We start from the raw sequence: 18,188 nt of genomic DNA, 5'->3' as shown, positions 1-18,188 counted from the left end.
TTTTCACTCCTCATATATATCAGCGCTGTATATAATAGCCTGCGATCGCGACAATGCCAATGACAAGGCAGTATACAGCAAATCCCTTAAAACGCTTTCTTCGAACGATCACCAGCATTTTCCGGATACAGAAATATCCGGAAACGCCCGCAGCGACAGCTCCGGCGAGATAGATAAAAAACTGCGGCAGGGCAAGCCTGGAAAAATCAACACGGAAAAGCTCCAGAATCGCAGCTCCCAGGATCGCCGGAATTGCCATGATAAAGGAATATTTTACGGCAAACTTTTTTTCAAAACCGCTCAGCAGGCAGGCGGCGATGGTCGTGCCGGAGCGCGACAGACCGGGAAGCGTGGAAACGCCCTGGGCAACACCGATCATAAACGCATTCGTATAGCTGATATCCTTGGGTATCCTCCGCCCGGATTCGGAGACATCCGCCACCAGAAGAAGACCGGCGTTTAAGATCAGACAAACGCCTGGAACGATGAGCGTCTGTTCGGCGATCGATACCAGATCCCGCGCAGCATAACCGATGACGGCGGTCGGGAACGTGGAGACCAGCACCTGGACAACAAACTTCCGATAATTATTATGTACAATTTTGCGGCAGCGCTTTGCATCCTGCTCGCGGCGGTTGTGTATCTTTATCTGAATATTGTAAACAACATCCGCCAGCATACGCAAAGCTTCCAGAAGCATCCGCAGGATATCCTTTCGGAACACGCAGATAATGACGATCACGGTGCCGAGATGCAGCAGCACATCAAAGAAAAGTCCGTCCGCGATCTCAATTCCAAGAAGATTTCGAAGGATCGCAAGATGGCCGGAGCTGCTGACCGGCAAAAATTCGGTAACACCCTGGATGAGTCCCAGGAATATCGCTTGTATTATAGACATATATTTTCTCCCCTGCATAAGCAAATCTAATTTAGTATAACATAATTTTGCAGGAGATACAAATGCTAAATCAAACTGTGTATTTTTTTAAGAGCGTCGCTGATGCCGCCGACCTCATTGATAATGCCCTCTTCGACCGCATCTTTGCCGACGAGGATAGTCCCAAGATCCTTCGTGAGCATTCCGGTGTCCAGCATCAGCTCCTCCAGCCGCTTTCTGTCGGCGCAGCAGTGGGAAGAAATAAACCCAAGAATGCGGTCCTGCATCTGCCGGAAATAGTCATAGGTCTGCGGCGCGCCGATAACGGTACCGCTCATGCGCACCGGATGGATGACCATGGTGCCTGTTTCCACGATAAAGGAATAATCGGCGGAAACGGCGATCGGCACGCCGATGGAATGGCTGCCTCCGAGCACCAGCGATACGGTCGGCTTGGAGAGCGATGCGATCATCTCCGCGATGGCAAGCCCCGCCTCCACATCGCCGCCGACGGTATTCAAAAGGATCAGAACGCCCTCGATCTCACGGCTGTCCTCGATCGCGGCAAGCTGCGGCAGAATATGCTCGTACTTCGTCGTTTTTGTGTTTGCAGGCAGACATTCATGCCCTTCCACCTCACCGATAATGGTGATCAGATGAATCTTGTGATTTAATGTCACCTGCCCGTATTCCTTTAATTTTTCTGTTTTATTTTCGTCTTTATTTTCCTCATTTTTTGCCATTGTGCCTTCTCCTCATCAGATCATGCACATAGTATTTCCGAAACAGCAGGCTTTATACGCAAAAAACAGCCTGCAAACGATTTTCACGGAAAATCCTTTTGTACGCTGTTTTGCGGTATGTTGCTTATAACTGCTTATGTGCAGGCGCAGCGCCATTTATGACCGGCTGCCCCTGGTATTATCCGTATAGAAGTAGCGCTCCTGCAGGGTACGCACCATCTCGATATACAGCTCCTTGCAGGCGGCTTTTTCGTCGTTCTCGATCATCGTGATACAGGGACTTAAATAGGTTTCCCAGATGCCGCGATAGATCTTCTTTTTGTCCGGCTGGCGGTTGATGCGCTTCACAATGGTGGGCGCGACGTCGTAATACTCCCGTATCACCTCTTCACCGTCCGGCTGGCTCTGCAGATAGCTGTCGCGGTAATTGCGCAGCAGCGTCAGTTCGTAGCAGTCGTCCGGCTTGCCAAAGGTCTCACAGACCGCCGTCGTGATATAGCACCATTTTTTGTGAAAGCCCGATTCGATCTCCTCAAACGGCGCCGCCGAGAGATTCGTTTTCGGAAACTGCGCCTTCCACTGCCGCAGGATCTCATCGGTGAGCGGCTTTGCGCTCTCGCCTTTATAATAAAGGATACCCGGAAGAACATACACCACCATGCTGAGGTTGCTGTCTATCAGCTCCTTCTCCTGCTTTGATCTGCCGGGCATCTTTTGTACCTCCGCAGCAGCAGGCCTGACGGCTGCTTCCGCCATGTTGAACAGATACTGTGTCTTATCGATCGCATTCTGATAGCCCGTCTCCACAGCCCCGAAGGTGACAGCGTGCGCCTCATAATATTTCTGAAATGCGTCGCCGTAGCTTTTCCTGTTGAACATGGAAACAAACTGCCTGGCGTCCGGGATGACCCTTTCCATCCCGTGAAGCGCAGTCAGATACGTGTTTTCCTCCATAAATTATTCCTCCAGATTTGTATAAACATTCTGCACGTCGTCGTCCTCGTCAAGAAGGTCGAGTGTTCTCTGCAGATTTTTAAGTGCCATCTCATCGGTGAGCGCCACATAGTTCTGCGGGATCATCGTTACCTCTGCGGAGGCGAACACAATGCCCTCTTTCTCCAGCGCCTCGCGCACGCTGCCAAACTCATCGGGGTCGGTGATGATCTCAAAGCTGTCCTCTTCCTCGGAAAAATCCTCTGCTCCGGCGTCGAGTGCCAGCATCATCAGATCGTCGGCGTCCATATCGCATTCTTCCTTGTCGATGATCATCTGTCCTTTTTTATCAAAGCTGTAGGATACGCAGCCCTGTGTGCCGATGCTGCCGCCGCCCTTTGTAAACGCGCTTCTCACGTTTGCCGCCGTGCGGTTTTTATTGTCAGTGAGCGCTTCCACGATGATCGCGATGCCGCTCGGACCATAGCCCTCGTAGGAAACATACTCATAATTAACGGAGTTTGCGTCGCCCGCCGCTTTTTTGATGCCGCGGTCGATGGTATCGTTCGGCATATTGTTTGCCTTTGCTTTTGCGATAACGTCGCGCAGCCTGCTGTTATTTGCCGGATCCGGACCGCCCTCTTTTACCGCCACGGCGATCTCACGTCCGATGATCGTGAAAATTTTTCCCTTTGCTGCGTCGTTTTTCTCTTTCTTGTGCTTAATGTTGGCAAATTTTGAATGTCCTGACATGGTTTTCTCTCCTTATTTTGTCTCTTCGTTTTGTTCTTCTTTCTCTTCGGGAAGTCGGTGTACGCGCACCCGTTCGATGGTTTTATTGGCAACGCTCAAAATGCGGAAGCTGTAACCGTCTGCGATGATCTCAGAGCGGTCGTCATCCGACGGGATCTTATCGAGCTTGGAAATAAGATAGCCGTTGAGCGTCTCAAAATCGACATCATCAAACGGCAGCCCCAGCATTTTGCCCACCTCATCCAGCGGGGCAAGCCCGGAGATAAGGTAGTCGCCGTCGCTCAGCTTCTCGATCATGGTCTCATCGTTATCATATTCATCCTGGATATTCCCGACGATCTCCTCCAGAATATCCTCCATAGCGACCAGACCGGCGGTCTGACCGTACTCATCCGCCACGATCACCATCTGCAGCTTGCGCATCTGCATATTCTTAAATAGCTGGCTGATATTCCGCGTTTCCGGAATAAACACTGCTTTGCGCAGCAGATTCGGAACATCCTTGATCTGCCAGTCGTCGTAGGCGTGCTGATCCCTGGTATGCCAGCGCATGGCGTCCTTTAAAAACAGAATGCCGATGATATTATCCAGGTTATCCAGATAGACCGGAAACCGGGAATGCGTATCGTCCAGCATAAAGGTAAGTGCATCCCGCAGGTTCATGGTGCCGTCGATCGCCGTGATGTTGCGGCGGTGCGTCATGACGTCCTGCGCCTCTTTATCGGTAAATTCGAAGATGTTCTGGATCATCTGCGCCTGGGACTCCTGGATGACTCCCTGCTCATGCCCCTCGTTTACCATGGAAATGATCTCTTCCTCGTACTCATCAGATCCGGACGGATTTTTGCCAAGCTTTCTGGCAAGGTATCCGCTCAAAGATTTTAACACGCGCGTTCTTCCTTTCTTTTCCTGTGTGTTTCTTTCATTTAAAGAATATAACATTTATCGGAGCGCTCGTCAAGACAGGTATGTATCCAGTTCCAGACTGATCATCAGCGCCCGGTCTACCCGGCGCAGAACATCGCTGTCCAGATGGCATACCTTATCCTTCAGCCGCTTCTTGTCGATCGTGCGGAGCTGCTCCAGTAAAATCACGGAATCCTTCACAATATCGTAGTGGCTCGCCTCGATTCCAATATGGGTGGGCAGCTTTGCCTTGTTCATTTTTGAGGTGATCGCCGCAACGATCACCGTCGGGCTATGTTTGTTTCCGACATCGTTCTGTATCACAAGGACCGGACGGATCCCGCCCTGTTCGGAACCGATGACCGGACGCAGGTCTGCGTAAAAGATATCTCCTCGTCTGATAATCACACACTTCACACTCCATCATTTCATTTTGATACTGACTGGAGTATTTCCCAATTTTTATCAGATATTCGTTTTAATTAATATACGTCGAAAAAATCTTTCTGTTCCGAAACCTGCCCGTTCTTTTTGTAAACCCGCGGCACGCGCTTGCTGATATCGCAGACAAATTCGTAGGGGAACCTGCCGGAAAGTTCTCCCAGCTCCTCCACGGTGACGGATGCTTCGCCGTCGGTGCCGAGCAGCGTCACCTCATCCAGCTCCTGTGCCTGCGGAATGTCGGTCACGTCCACCATAAACTGATCCATGCAGATGCGGCCGAGGATGGGCGCGCTCTTGCCGTGGATCAGCACTCTGCCCTTATTTGAGAGCTGGCGCGGATAACCGTCCGCGTAGCCGACCGGAATGGTGGCGATGCGGGTTTTCTGCTTCGTGACAAAGGTGCCGCCGTAGCTGACCGGCACGCCCGCCTCCACCTCCTTGATGAGGGTAATGTGACTCTTTAACTCCATTACCGGCTTTAACGGCACGTTTTCCTTACAGACCTCCTCTGACGGGTAAATGCCGTAAATGCTGATGCCGGCGCGCACAAGGTTTAAATTTGCATACGGCATGTCGATGATGCCGGCGCTGTTTGAACAGTGGCGCAGCGGAATGTCTACCCCCGTCTCCTTCAGCTTATCTGCAAACTTCAGATAGCGCTCAAGCTGATCCTGCGCGGAGGTTTTATCCGTCTCATCCGCGCGCGCAAAATGCGTGAACATGCCTTCGATTTTTATGTTCGGCAGCCTGCTGATCAGCATGATCTCCAGAACACTCTCCGCTGTTGCGGGATAACCGATGCGCGTCATGCCGGTATCAAGACCGATATGGATAACCGCCGTTTTGTTCTGGCGCGTCGCTTCCATGGAAAGCTGTTCCGCCATGGAGAGCTTGAATACTACCGGCCGGATGTCCTCGCGGATAAGATCCGCGTAATGCTCCTCAAAGACATAGCCGAGAATCAAAACCGGCTTTTTAATGCCCGCGCTTCGAAGCTGAAGCGCTTCCTCCGCGGTAGCGACGGCAAAGCCCCAGAGATAATCATACGCTTCCACGAGCCGCGCGATCGGAACCGCGCCGTGTCCGTAGCCGTCCGCCTTGATGACGGCGATCATCTTCGCCGACGGATGAATGTTTTTACGCATTGAGGCAAAATTGAATGCAACGGCATCAAGATCGATGCCGGCATAAACTCTGCTGTAATTTTTCATAATGATCCTCCTTCCGCATGTTGGATACAGATAATAAATGTCGGTTATTTATGCGAGCCAATAGGCAAATTTCTTTTAAGATACACCGTATAAAATATGCTCTATAATGTCGCCCGCCATCATAGAGTAGGTGCCGCGCTCTTTCGCGGCGGCGTCCCCGGCTAAGGCATGGATATGGACACCGAGCTTTGCCGCCTCAAAGAGCGGCATTTTCTGCGCGAGCAGACCGCCGATGATCCCGGCTAAGACGTCGCCGCTGCCGCCGGTCGCCATACCGTTGTTCCCGCAGGTGTTCCATGAGCAGTCCGTTCCGTCGGAGACGACGGTTTTTGCGTCCTTCAGAACCGTGATTACCCTGTGAGCGGCGGAAAATTCTCTTGCCGCTTTTGCCGGATCCTTTTTGATCGCTGCAGAGGACAGACTGCTCAAACGGCTCATCTCGCCAATATGCGGAGTAATGATGAACGGCGCGCCGGCAAGCTCCCAGAGCTTATCGTCTGCTGACAAAATGTTAAGCGCATCCGCGTCCAGCACGCGCGGCAGGTGATCTGCCGACAGAACGTATTTTAAGATCTCCTTTTTGACTGCTCCGGTTCCAAGCCCGCAGCCCGCAGCTACCGCTGTCATGCTGTCAAGACAGTTTTTAAGCGGCTCCGGTGTCCAGTCTTTCGGATCGTAGGTGATCAGCACAGCCTCCGGAAGAAGCTGCTGGAGGATCACGCGGTTGCATTCCTCGGTATAAATATAAACCAGACCTGCGCCCGTTCGGTATGCCGCTTTTCCGGCCAGATACGCCGCACCGCACATATTGCGGCTGCCGGCGACAACGAGCAGCTTCCCGTAGGTGCCCTTAAACGAATCTGCCTTTCGCTGCGGAAGCACCGCGGACAGATTTTGCGGACAATAAATGGATTCCATTTCTGTTTTCCTTTCTGCGGCACGTAAACAGGGCTGCCGCAAATTTTTGCAGAAGCCCCGTCACTTAACTTGTATTCTTTTCGCGCTGATATTTCGTAATATTGTATGACAGCTGCATCAGGCTCTCGGAAAGATGGACGTTCTCTACCACCACATCATCCGGCAGATTCAGATCCGTATGAGCAAAGTTCCAGATTGCCTTGATACCGGATTCCACCAGCTTTATCGCCACTTCCTCCGCCGCCGCCTTCGGGAGCGTAAGGGTAGCGATCTGGATGTCATTCTGTTCCAGAAACTCCGGCAGTTCATCCAGCATACGGATCTCAATACCGCGGATCTTTTTTCCGATAAGCTGTGGGTTCACATCAAACATCCCGATCACACGAAACCCGCGCTTTTCAAATCTTACATAATTCGCAAGAGCCTGTCCGAGGTTGCCCGCACCTAAAATAATCATGTTGTAGGTTTTATCCAGTCCAAGAATCTTTCCTATCTCATGATACAAAAATTTTACATTATAACCGTATCCCTGCTGACCGAAACCGCCGAAATTATTCAGATCCTGGCGTATCTGCGACGCAGTCACCTGCATGCGGTCGCTCAGCTCATTGGATGAGATGCGCTCTACGCCATCGTCAAGAAGTTCACCAAGATACCGGTAATAACGGGGAAGGCGTTTTATGACAGCCCTTGAAATTTCCTTTTCCTCCAACAAAATCCCCCTCCGAAATCTTTTAAATAATGCTGTAATTATACACCAATGTGAAAATTTTGTCAATCACAGACGTACGGTTACGAAAATATCATAAATTGCCTGAATTGCCTTTTCAAAATCATTATTGCTGACACCAATGATGATATTCAGCTCGCTGGAGCCCTGATCGATCATGCGGATATTGATATCTGCATGGGCGAGCGCTGAGAAAATTCTTCCCGCGGTTCCTCTCGTAGAACGCATACCGCGTCCAACGACAGCGATCAGCGCCAGATCCGATTCCATGTCCAGATAATCGGGCGACACGGCGCGGCGGATACCTGCAAGCACCTTCTGTTCCTTTTCCTCAAAATCCGACTGATGAACAAACACGCTCATCGTGTCGATGCCGGACGGGATATGCTCAAAGGAAATGCCGTTATCCTCAAATACGCTGAGTACCCTGCGCCCAAAGCCGACTTCCGTGTTCATACGGTCTTTCTCTATATTTATTGCAGCAAATCCTTTTTTCCCGGCAATTCCGGTTATGGTATATTTCGGCTTCCGGCAGGTGCTCTCCACGATCATTGTGCCCGGTGCGGATGGATCGTTTGTGTTGCGGATGTTGATAGGGATTCCTTCGCTCCTCACAGGGAAGATCGCTTCATCGTGCAGTACGGAGGCGCCCATATAAGCAAGCTCACGCAGCTCGCGGTAAGTAATCGTCTCGATCGGTTCCGGATTTTTCACGATACGCGGATCGGTTACAAGGAAACCGGAAACATCCGTCCAGTTTTCGTAGAGATCCGCTTTCGCGGCGCGCGCCACGATAGAGCCGGTAATATCGGAGCCGCCTCTGGAGAAGGTGCGGATGGTGCCGTTTGTCATCGCCCCGTAAAAGCCCGGGATCACGGCGTTCTCTGTTTTTCTCAGTTTTGCTGAGAGAATCTTATTTGTTTTTTCGGAATCAAATGTACCATCCTCCCGGAAAAAGATAACCTCCGCCGCATCAATAAATTCAAAACCAAGATACGCCGCCATGATGATACCGTTTAAATATTCTCCGCGGGATGCTGCATAATTGTTTCCCGCGCCCTTTTCAAAATAATCGTGAATCTGCGCAAATTCCTTTTCCAGTGACAGATTCAGATGCAGCCCCGCAATGATCTCGTCATAACGCTCCTTGATCTTTCCGAGCTTCTGATCGAAATTCTTTCCGCTGATCGCCGTCTCATAGCAGTCGTAAAGCATATCGGTTACCTTTATGTCGCCGTCGAAGCGTTTACCCGGCGCAGACGGCACCACATATTTCCTGCTCTTTTCCGCCCGGATGATACTTCCGGCTTTCTGAAACTGCTCCGCACTGGCAAGCGAGCTTCCACCAAATTTCACAACTTTTTTCATTCCCCAGATTCCTCCTGTGTATTCTTTTCCTGCACTTTCCTGCAGCCGTATTTTTATATTCAGCCGATAAATCTAAGATATTTTACAGCATTTCTCTGAAAAAAGCTAGTAGAAATTGACGCAATATGCTAAACTATCTTAGAAAAACACAGAAAAGGAAAAAAATCATGATTTTAACATGCAGTCATATATCAAAAGCTTTTGGTACAAATGAAATTTTAAAGGATGTCTCCTTTCATATTGAGGAGCGGGAAAAAGCGGCGATCGTCGGCATCAACGGCGCTGGGAAGTCAACGCTTCTGAAAATTATCATGAAGGATCTGTCAGCGGATGAGGGCGAGGCAGTCTTCGCAAAGGGGACTTCTATCGGCTACCTGGCGCAGCACGATGCGGTCTCCAGCAGCAATACGATCTACGAGGAACTTCTGGAAACGCGCCGCGACGTGATCGCACTGGAGGAGCGTATCCGCGCTCTGGAGCAGGAAATGAAGCATTTGGACGGCGACCGCTTAAATGAAGCGCTGGAAACCTACAACCGTCTCAGCACCGAATTTGAAAATAAAAACGGCTACGCTTATCAGAGCGAGATCATCGGTATCTTAAAGGGACTTGGTTTTTCGGAGGAGGAGTTTTCGAAGAATATTGATACGCTCTCCGGCGGGCAGAAAACGCGCGTGGCGCTCGGCAAGCTGCTTCTGCAGAAGCCGGACATCATCTTCCTGGACGAGCCGACCAACCATCTCGACATGAACTCGATCGCCTGGCTGGAGGTCTATCTGCAGAATTATCCGGGCGCCGTGGTGATCGTGGCGCACGACCGCTATTTTCTCAACAAGGTCGTGACGAAGATCATCGAGCTGGACAACGGGCACTCTTGCGTTTTTTCGGGCAATTACAGCGCCTACGCCGAGAAGCGCGCGCAGATGCGCGAGGCACAGATGAAGGCATACCTCAACCAGCAGCAGGAAATTAAGCATCAGGAGGAGGTCATCACAAAGCTCCGTTCCTTTAACCGTGAAAAAAGTATCAAGCGCGCCGAAAGCCGTGTCAAGATGCTTGACAAGATCGAACGTCTGGAAAAGCCATCGGAGGTGGCCAGCGAGATGAAGATCCGCCTGGAACCGCGCATCACCAGCGGAAACGATGTATTAAAAGTGGAGGGACTGGCAAAGTCCTTTGGCTCTCTCTCACTCTTTTCGGATCTGAACTTTGAGATTAAGCGCGGCGAAAAGGTTGCGATTATCGGTGATAACGGTACCGGAAAAACAACACTTCTGAAAATCCTGAACGGAGTATGTGAGCCGGACGCCGGTTCTTTTTCGCTTGGCAGCAAGGTACATATCGGCTATTATGACCAGGAGCATCATGTGCTCCACATGGAGAAAACGTTGTTTGAAGAGATTTCCGATGCGTATCCGGCACTGACCAATACGCAGATCCGCAATGTGCTCGCTTCCTTTTTGTTTACCGGAGACGATGTATTTAAGCGGATTTCCGATCTGAGCGGCGGCGAGCGCGGGCGCGTATCCCTTGCCAAGCTGATGCTGTCGGAGGCAAATTTCCTCATCCTGGATGAGCCGACCAATCATCTTGATATTACTTCGAAAGAGATCCTGGAGAACGCGCTGAACCAGTACACCGGCACGGTGCTTTATGTGTCGCACGACCGCTATTTTATCAACAAGACAGCGTCCCGCATTCTGGAACTGACAGGAAACACGCTGGTGAATTATATTGGAAATTACGATTATTATCTGACGAAAAAAGAAGAACTGACACGCATCTATGCGCCGCAGGCAGCGGAGAAAACCAGTACCGGGCTATTTGGGAATGCCATTGCCTCTCCTGCAGTCACAGGTGAATCGGATGTAAAGCGCGACTGGAAGCAGCAAAAAGAGGAGCAGGCGCGTGAGCGCAAGCGCCAGAATGATTTGAAAAAAACAGAGGAACAGATCCAGGCGCTGGAGACGCGCGACGGTGAGCTTGATGAAATGCTTGCGCAGCCGGAGGTCTATTCCGACGCTGCCCGCTGTATGGAGCTGAATAAGGAGAAATATGAAATCTCCCAAAAGCTCGAAGAATTGTATGAGCTCTGGGAGACGCTGATGTAGTATTAAAGTTTTTCCCGGATCGCGCGGATGAAGTCGGCGCTGTTTAATACAGTGACATTTTCCAGGGTGGTGATGAGAGCAAGGTCCTTTGTCATTTTGCCCTCCTCGATGGTAGCGATGGTCGCTGCTTCCAGCCTGTCTGCGAATGCCATCAGCTCCGGCAGGCTGTCAAGCTCGCCGCGCTTTCTGAGCGCGCCGCTCCAGGCAAAAATAGTGGCAACGGAGTTTGTGGAGGTCTCCTCCCCTTTCAGGTGCTTATAATAGTGACGCTGAACGGTTCCGTGCGCGGCCTCGTACTCATAGCAGCCGTCCGGAGATACCAGCACAGATGTCATCATCGCAAGGGATCCGAATGCAGACGAGATCATATCGCTCATAACGTCGCCGTCGTAGTTTTTGCACGCCCAGATGTAGCCGCCCTCCGACTTCATCACACGCGCTACCGCGTCGTCGATCAGCGTATAGAAGTAGGTGATGCCTGCTTCTTTAAATCTATCCGCATATTCTGCGTCAAAGATTTCCTGCATGATATCCTTGAAGGTATGGTCATATTTTTTGGAAATGGTATCCTTGGTGGCAAACCAGAGATCCTGTTTTGTATCCAGCGCATAGGCAAAGCAGCTTCGCGCAAAGCTCTCGATGGAGCTGGTGAGGTTATGCATTCCCTGCAGCACGCCGCTTCCCTTAAATTCATGGATCAGCTCGCGCGTTTCGTTTCCGTTTTCATCGGTAAATACAAGCTCCGCTTTTCCTGCTCCCGGAACCTTCATCTCCGTTGCCTTGTAAACATCGCCGTAGGCATGTCTTGCGATCGTGATCGGCTTTTTCCAGGTGCGCACGTTCGGCTCGATGCCCTTTACGATGATCGGCGCGCGAAAAACGGTGCCGTCGAGAATCGCTCGGATGGTTCCGTTCGGACTCTTCCACATCTCTTTTAAATTGTATTCCTTCACGCGCGCCGCGTTCGGCGTAATCGTAGCGCATTTTACGGCAACACCGTATTTTTTCGTGGCAAGCGCGCTGTCTATCGTGATCTGGTCGTCCGTCTCGTTACGCTTCTGAAGTCCGAGATCGTAATATTCTGTTTTTAAATCGACAAACGGCAGAATCAGCTCATCCTTGATCAGCTTCCAGAGGATCCTGGTCATTTCGTCGCCGTCCATTTCCACAAGCGGGGTTTTCATCGCAATTTTATTCATAATGCTCCTCCTCATTTATACAATCATTTATCAAATTTTATCCAATCCGCCCCAGCTTGTCAAGCAACAGTATCACTTATCTTCATTAATCTCTATTTCAGATATCGTCCGGCGTCCTGCTCCAGCGACTGCCAGACAGAATACTCCGCTCCGATCCCGTCAAAGTATTTTTTGATGTCCCGGTTTAAGGCACTCATTTCCTCAACGGCATTCATAGCATGGTCACTGGCACAGATCTTCCCAAGACCGGTCGCGCACATCAGCCGAAAGAAAAACAGACAGATCCTGCGGTAAGAAGCGCTTTCATAGTTTGCATCGCTGGCCGGAAGGATATTATGCCCCGCCCGCTCGATTGCGCGGTACCCCTCAAGATTGGCGTTCAGAATCCGTTCCAGATAGGCGGCATTCCCTTTGAGCCTGTGCAGATCGCCGTCCGCATAGTAGCAGGCAAATGCCACCGGCAGTACAAAAGCTGCATGACAGAGCAGATAATCTCCCATATTGGGTTCGTAGGTCACCCTGTATCCGGTGCCTGTGAAAATCTGCCCGATCAGAGCTTCGTTGGAGGGCGCATCTTTCAGCTGCCCGATCGTGATTTTTTTGAGGTCGATGGAAGCAACCCGCTCCGGTTCCCGATGCCCCGCAGAGGACGCAAAGGCGAACAGCACGTTTTTCTCCGGCAATAATGCGGCATAGTGGGCGGCGCGGACATTGTTGCCCACAAATACAAGATTTTTCGTCCCGTTTGTCCGCAGGAATTCCATTATGCTATCCAACTGGGTATAGCGCATCACAATAAAAATAACATCGTAAACGTCATCCGGTTTTAACCGTGTAATAACCGGAATGCGGCTGACGGTTTCCCGCAGATGAAAGGTCTTTTTCATATGTAAACCATTTTGCTTCAACCGCTCTGCCCACTCGCCCCGGGCCAGCAAAGTCACATCTTTTTTCGCACGATATAAATTATTTGCCAGGTTGCAGCCCAGCACTCCAGCGCCAAAAACCAAAATTCTCACAGCAGCTTCTCCCTCTTCTTTCTTCAGCACAACAATTTTATTTCCGCCAGCAGCGAGCCAGGCAGACATGTTTAAGTGTTTTTTTAGCTTATTCCTGTCCAAGCGCACAAGTGGAAAGCTCTTGTGGTTAGTATTTGCTAACCGCTAATCATATTATCACTCAGACCTGCCTTTGTCAATGAAAAACTAATCGCATAGACAAAGGCAGGAGTCCGTTTTCCGGATTTCCTGCCTCATATGTGCCAATCCTGATCTTTTTACTACATTTATTTCGCACAGAAGCTGTGATTATGCAGCAGCTCGTGCTCCCTGCCCTTTAAAAATCCTTCGTACAGGGAGGTGATCATCGGATTTTCGTCGCACTTCTTGATGACGGAAACACTATCTGCGCGGTAAATACCGGCAGTGCGCGCCGCTTTTGTGCGCTTTCCGGCAAGCCGCGGCTGACCGCCGCCCATGACGCATCCGCGGCGGCATGCCATGATCTCGATCAGATGGTATTCCTTCTCGCCGCTCTTCACCTGCTCCATCACGGTGCGGGCATTTGCAAGTCCGCTCGCCACACAGATTTTGATTTCCATGCCATTGTACGGAACAGAAAATTCACGGATAAATCCCTCCTGGCGCACGCCGCACTCAGCGATCGCCTGGAATGTCTCCTTCGTGTGATCCGGCGCCAGTCGGCGGATGACCGCCTCCGTTACGCCTCCTGTCACGCCAAAGATGACGCCGCCGCCCGAACCGAAGCCAAACGGAATGTCGGAGGACTCCGGCTCCAGCTCCGCAAAGTCGATGCCGGTCGTTCGGATCATGTCGATCAGCTCTGTGGTCGTCAGAACGAAATCGGTGTCTTTTTCGCCCTTCGTGTAGCTGTTTTCGCGGTTCGCTTCCATTTTTTTCGCCGTACATGGCATGATGGATACCATCACCGTCTTTTTGCCACCGCTGTTTGCCGGATCGCGGAAATATTCCTTCACGACCGCGGAGAGCATTCCCTGCGGGGAACGGCAGGTCGACACGTTCTCCTCAAATTCAGGGAACTGGTCGCCCACAAATTTTACCCACGCCGGGCAGCAGGAGGTAAGAAGCGGCAGCTTTCCGCCGTTCTGTACTCTGTCGAGAAACTCGGCGGATTCCTCCATAATGGTGAGATCCGCGCTGAAGGTGGTATCGTATACCTCGTCAAAGCCCATGCGGTGCAGCACGTTCACAATTTTCCCCATTACGCTCCTACCCTTCGGCAGCCCGAACGCGTCGCCGACCGCCACACGCACTGCCGGGGCAACCTGCGCCACCACGCGTGTATCCGGATCAGCAAGCGCATCCCAGACCTCGCCGCGGTTGTGACGGATACTGATCGCACCCGTCGGACAGAAAATGCGGCACTGTCCACAGTTTACGCAGTCCGTCGTCGCGATCTCCCGGTCGAACGCCGGCATCACCATCGCATCCGAGCCGCGGTGTGCAAAGCCGAGCGCGCCGACGCCCTGCAGCTCCTCGCAGACGCGCACGCAGTTTCCGCAGAGAATACATTTATTCGGATCCCGCACGATCGACGGCGAGCTGAAATCCAAAGGACGTCGTTCTTTATAGTTGTCAAAACGCACCTCCATCACGCCGAAGCGTTTCGCCAGCGTCTGCAGATTGCAGTCCCCGCTCTTTTCGCAGGTCAGACAGTCGCGGCAGTGTGCGGCAAGCAGAAGCTCGATGATCAGCTTGCGGTATTTCCGCAGTTTTCCGGTGTTGGTAAAGATCACCATACCGTCTCTTGGTTCCTCCGAGCAGGAAGCAAACGTTCTTCCGCGGTCGTCCTCCACCGTACAGAGGCGACAGGCGCCGAACGTGGAAAGCTCGGAATGATAGCAAAGTGTCGGAATGTCGATGCCTGCATTGCGGATAACGGACAGGACATTCTTTTCATCGGTAAAAGTTACTTTTCTACCGTCAATTATCATGGTTCCCATATTCGTTCCTCCCTACGCTTCAACATAAATGGCATCAAATGCACAGTTGTCCTTACAAGCTGAACACTTAATACAGATATTTGGATCAATATGATAGCATTCCTTGCGAACGCCGGTGATCGCTCCGACCGGACAATTCTTCGCGCACTTTCCGCAGCCCTTGCAGTATTCCGGGTTGATCACAAAGCGGCGCATTGCCTGGCAGACCTTCGCCTTACATTTTTTGTCCACAATATGTTCCTCATACTCCTCGCGGAAGGTACGCAGGGTACTAAGTACCGGGAGCGGCGCGCTCTTTCCAAGACCGCACAGCGCCATATTCTTCACCATCTCGGCAAACTCCTCCAGGCGGTCCAGATCCTCCAGCTCGCCCTTGCCAGCCACAATTTTTTCGAGAATCTCCAGCATACGCTTGGTGCCCTCGCGGCATGGTACGCATTTTCCGCAGGATTCGCGCTGCGTAAAGCTCATAAAGAATCTTGCCACCTCAACCATGCAGGTGTGGTCGTCCATAACAACCAGACCGCCGCTGCCGACGATCGCGCCATATTTTTTGATGGATTCAAAGTCGAGCGGCACATCCAGGTGCTGCTCCGTCAGACAGCCGCCGGAAGGACCTCCGATCTGCACCGCTTTAAAGGTGCCGCCGTCCTTTAAGCCGCCGCCGATATCGAAGATGATCTCGCGCAGCGTCGTGCCCATCGGCACCTCGATCAGACCGGTATTCTGGATGGAGCCGGTCAGCGAGAACGTTTTTGTTCCCGGCGTGCCTTCCGTGCCGATGCTGCGGTACCAATTGGCGCCCTCCAGTACGATTTTCGGGACATTCGCATAGGTTTCCACGTTATTTAAGACAGTCGGTTTTGCCCAAAGCCCCTTTTCTACGGTTCTGGGCGGTTTTACACGCGGCATACCGCGGTTTCCTTCGATCGAAGCCGTCAGCGCGCTGCCCTCGCCGCACACAAATGCGCCCGCGCCGCGGTTGATATGCATATGGAAAGAAAAGTCTGTGCCAAGGATATTATCGCCAAGCATATGCCTTGCTTCCAGCTCGGCGATCGCATGTTTCAGCCTTGCCACCGACATTGGGTATTCGGCACGCACATAGATATAGCCGTTTTCCGAGCCGACCGCGTAGCCTGCGATCATCATACCCTCGATCAGCTTATAGGGATCGCCCTCCATCACAGAGCCGTCCATGAATGCACCGGGGTCGCCCTCATCGCCGTTGCAGACCACATAGCGCTCCTTTTCCGCCTGCCGCGCTACCTGTTTCCATTTTCTGCCGGTGGGGAAGCCTCCGCCCCCGCGCCCGCGCAGCCCGGATCTGTCGACCACGTCGACCACTTCGTCCGGCGTCATCTCAAACAGTGCCTTCTGGAACGCCGAAAAGCCGCCGCTCGCCAGATATTCATCGAAGGATTCCGCGTCAAATTTGCCGCAGTTTTCCAGAACGATGCGCGTCTGCTTCGCGATAAACGGAATTTCATCGGGGCTTTTGTAGGATATACCATTCTGTTTGTAAAGCAGGCTCTCCACGATACCGTCGCCTTTTACGGAGCGCTCAAAAATTTCCTTACAATCGGAAATCTGTACCTTTGTATACTGCACTACCTGGCTGCCCTTCTGGATACGCACCAAGGGACCAAGCTCGCAGACGCCCTGGCAGCCGGTCTTTTTCACGCCGACATGTGTATTTTCATCATGGGGCGTAAAATCAATCCGCACACCCGGCTCATCCTTTGCGATCTTTAAAAACTCCTCGTATATTTTCTGGGAACCGGTCGCGATGCAGCCGGTGCCGGAACAGACGAGAATCCGGCAGTCATAAGAGGCAATTTCCTGTTTTGCGGCTTCACTTGCCTGCATCAAAGCTTCTCTGTTTTCAATCATGCTTGTCACCTCTCAATTCCCGTATTAAACCAATTGCTTTTTCCGGTGTCATTTTCGGATGCACGTCCTCGTTTACCATCACCGTCGGCGCAAGCCCGCATGCGCCGAGGCAGGAAACGGTCTCCACCGTAAACATCATGTCGTCCGTGGTGTGTTTTTTCGCGCTCAGCCCAAGCTCTTTCTGAAATGCTTCCAGGATCGGCGCCGATTTCCGCACATGGCATGCCGTCCCGTCGCAGACCTTAATGACATATTTTCCCTTCGGCTCAAAGGAAAAGTTTTCATAAAAGGTGGCGACGCTGAATGCCTTTGCTTCTGTGATACCGATCTGACCTGCAACATACGTGAGAAGTTCTCCGGGAAGATAACGGTACGCTCCCTGGATGTCCTGCATAATCGGGATCAGTGAGGCTGGTTTTTTACCATAGAACGCGATGATCTCATCCGCTTTTTGATAAAAAGTCTGGTCTAGCATCTTTCGTCCTCCTTTGTATTATATATTTTGCACAATTTATTTTCTTCATAATACCATTTTATGTGTATGATTACAACAAAAGATATTAATTTAACGGCATAGATATTAATTTAACAAAAAAAATCCCGGCAAGCGATCTTGCCGGGAAACCCATTCCGTTTGCTGCAGAAAATGTCAGCATTTTTCTGCATCGGACGGTATGAAGGAGGTATTATATTGTGTAGTCTCGTTGCCTTGAGATTTCCAAATAAAAAAGTAACTGTTCACCCATACAGTCACGATCACAAACCGCGGATACGGCTTGGTTGGATGTTGCGCTGTCTCCTGGAGCACATCTCATGTATCAAGCAGGTTTCCTGGCTGACAGGTCTGCGCTCGCTCCGCCTTCTCGCGCCATGGGTGGCACAATGACATATTGGAGTCTGCTCCCTGATCACAGTGACCGGTTCGTTTGGGATTCTCACCCAATTCCCTCTTCAAAGCAGTATGTACGACCGCTCTGCACTTGATACAGCAATTATCAATTACACACTTATAGTATAGTCTGTGCACGCCTGTTTGTCAATTGCTTTTTCACAATTGTGAAAAGCTGTATAAGCCATTTATGATAATGTCCTAGTATACCACATATGAAAATGTCCCGG

16 protein-coding genes and 1 riboswitch are annotated in these 18,188 nt (G+C 51.3%); of the genes, 1 reads left to right on the top strand and 15 read right to left on the bottom strand.

Annotated elements, in window-relative coordinates; genetic code table 11:
• Positions 1-19 precede the first annotated feature (19 nt).
• The 10 genes from ACLU9Q_RS17560 to ACLU9Q_RS17515 all read right to left on the bottom strand — a co-directional run bounded on the left by ACLU9Q_RS17560 (position 20) and on the right by ACLU9Q_RS17515 (position 8,883).
• Entirely contained in the window at positions 20-898 is an 879-nt protein-coding gene (locus tag ACLU9Q_RS17560; protein ID WP_296836659.1) for an undecaprenyl-diphosphate phosphatase, read from the bottom strand.
• Between the two features lie 65 nt (positions 899-963).
• On the bottom strand, positions 964-1,620 hold the full coding sequence (locus ACLU9Q_RS17555; RefSeq protein ID WP_296836651.1) for a ClpP family protease: 657 nt from the start codon (positions 1,618-1,620) through the stop codon (positions 964-966).
• Between the two features lie 156 nt (positions 1,621-1,776).
• Positions 1,777-2,574: a CFI-box-CTERM domain-containing protein gene (locus ACLU9Q_RS17550; protein WP_302226047.1), complete on the bottom strand. Its 798-nt coding sequence runs from the start codon at positions 2,572-2,574 to the stop codon at positions 1,777-1,779.
• A gap of 3 nt (positions 2,575-2,577) precedes the next feature.
• A complete protein-coding gene (locus ACLU9Q_RS17545) occupies positions 2,578-3,306 on the bottom strand; it encodes a YebC/PmpR family DNA-binding transcriptional regulator (protein ID WP_296836633.1) in 729 nt (242 codons plus the stop codon).
• Positions 3,307-3,318: 12 nt separating this feature from the next.
• Positions 3,319-4,194 carry a hemolysin family protein gene (locus ACLU9Q_RS17540; RefSeq protein WP_296836620.1) on the bottom strand — a complete coding sequence of 292 codons (876 nt, stop codon included), beginning with the start codon at positions 4,192-4,194 and terminating at the stop codon, positions 3,319-3,321.
• 69 nt (positions 4,195-4,263) lie between these two features.
• A complete protein-coding gene (locus ACLU9Q_RS17535) occupies positions 4,264-4,620 on the bottom strand; it encodes a type II toxin-antitoxin system PemK/MazF family toxin (RefSeq protein WP_296836606.1) in 357 nt (118 codons plus the stop codon).
• A 74-nt stretch (positions 4,621-4,694) separates the two neighbouring features.
• Entirely contained in the window at positions 4,695-5,867 is a 1,173-nt protein-coding gene (gene alr / locus ACLU9Q_RS17530) for an alanine racemase (RefSeq protein ID WP_296836597.1), read from the bottom strand.
• Positions 5,868-5,942: 75 nt separating this feature from the next.
• A complete protein-coding gene (locus ACLU9Q_RS17525; RefSeq protein WP_296836594.1) occupies positions 5,943-6,785 on the bottom strand; it encodes an NAD(P)H-hydrate dehydratase in 843 nt (280 codons plus the stop codon).
• A 64-nt stretch (positions 6,786-6,849) separates the two neighbouring features.
• On the bottom strand, positions 6,850-7,497 hold the full coding sequence (locus ACLU9Q_RS17520; protein WP_296836668.1) for a redox-sensing transcriptional repressor Rex: 648 nt from the start codon (positions 7,495-7,497) through the stop codon (positions 6,850-6,852).
• A gap of 66 nt (positions 7,498-7,563) precedes the next feature.
• The gene (locus ACLU9Q_RS17515; RefSeq protein WP_296836593.1) at positions 7,564-8,883 is read right to left on the bottom strand and encodes an aspartate kinase; all 1,320 of its coding nucleotides are present in this window, start codon (positions 8,881-8,883) and stop codon (positions 7,564-7,566) included.
• A 167-nt stretch (positions 8,884-9,050) separates the two neighbouring features.
• On the opposite strand from ACLU9Q_RS17515, the gene abc-f reads away from it, so the two are divergent.
• Complete coding sequence (abc-f, locus tag ACLU9Q_RS17510) at positions 9,051-10,994, top strand: ribosomal protection-like ABC-F family protein (protein WP_296836590.1); 1,944 nt, start codon at positions 9,051-9,053, stop codon at positions 10,992-10,994.
• Positions 10,995-10,996: 2 nt separating this feature from the next.
• Here abc-f and ACLU9Q_RS17505 read toward each other — a convergent pair whose 3' ends face one another.
• The 5 genes from ACLU9Q_RS17505 to ACLU9Q_RS17485 all read right to left on the bottom strand — a co-directional run bounded on the left by ACLU9Q_RS17505 (position 10,997) and on the right by ACLU9Q_RS17485 (position 17,544).
• The gene (locus ACLU9Q_RS17505; RefSeq protein ID WP_296836588.1) at positions 10,997-12,193 is read right to left on the bottom strand and encodes an NADP-dependent isocitrate dehydrogenase; all 1,197 of its coding nucleotides are present in this window, start codon (positions 12,191-12,193) and stop codon (positions 10,997-10,999) included.
• A 92-nt stretch (positions 12,194-12,285) separates the two neighbouring features.
• Positions 12,286-13,212, bottom strand: a complete 927-nt coding sequence (locus ACLU9Q_RS17500; protein WP_296836585.1) for a ketopantoate reductase family protein — start codon at positions 13,210-13,212, stop codon at positions 12,286-12,288.
• A 266-nt stretch (positions 13,213-13,478) separates the two neighbouring features.
• On the bottom strand, positions 13,479-15,176 hold the full coding sequence (locus ACLU9Q_RS17495; protein ID WP_296905951.1) for a [FeFe] hydrogenase, group A: 1,698 nt from the start codon (positions 15,174-15,176) through the stop codon (positions 13,479-13,481).
• Positions 15,177-15,188: 12 nt separating this feature from the next.
• Positions 15,189-17,069, bottom strand: a complete 1,881-nt coding sequence (locus ACLU9Q_RS17490) for an NADH-ubiquinone oxidoreductase-F iron-sulfur binding region domain-containing protein (protein WP_296839326.1) — start codon at positions 17,067-17,069, stop codon at positions 15,189-15,191.
• Positions 17,062-17,544: a complex I 24 kDa subunit family protein gene (locus ACLU9Q_RS17485; protein ID WP_296839327.1), complete on the bottom strand. Its 483-nt coding sequence runs from the start codon at positions 17,542-17,544 to the stop codon at positions 17,062-17,064. Before ACLU9Q_RS17485 ends, ACLU9Q_RS17490 begins: the two co-directional genes overlap by 8 nt.
• A gap of 328 nt (positions 17,545-17,872) precedes the next feature.
• A riboswitch (cobalamin riboswitch) is annotated at positions 17,873-18,068 on the bottom strand.
• Positions 18,069-18,188: the final 120 nt, after the last annotated feature.

Origin of the sequence: Marvinbryantia sp., assembly GCF_047017445.1 — a bacterium.
Lineage (GTDB): Bacteria > Bacillota > Clostridia > Lachnospirales > Lachnospiraceae > Marvinbryantia.
This window is presented reverse-complemented; position numbering and strand designations above follow the sequence as displayed.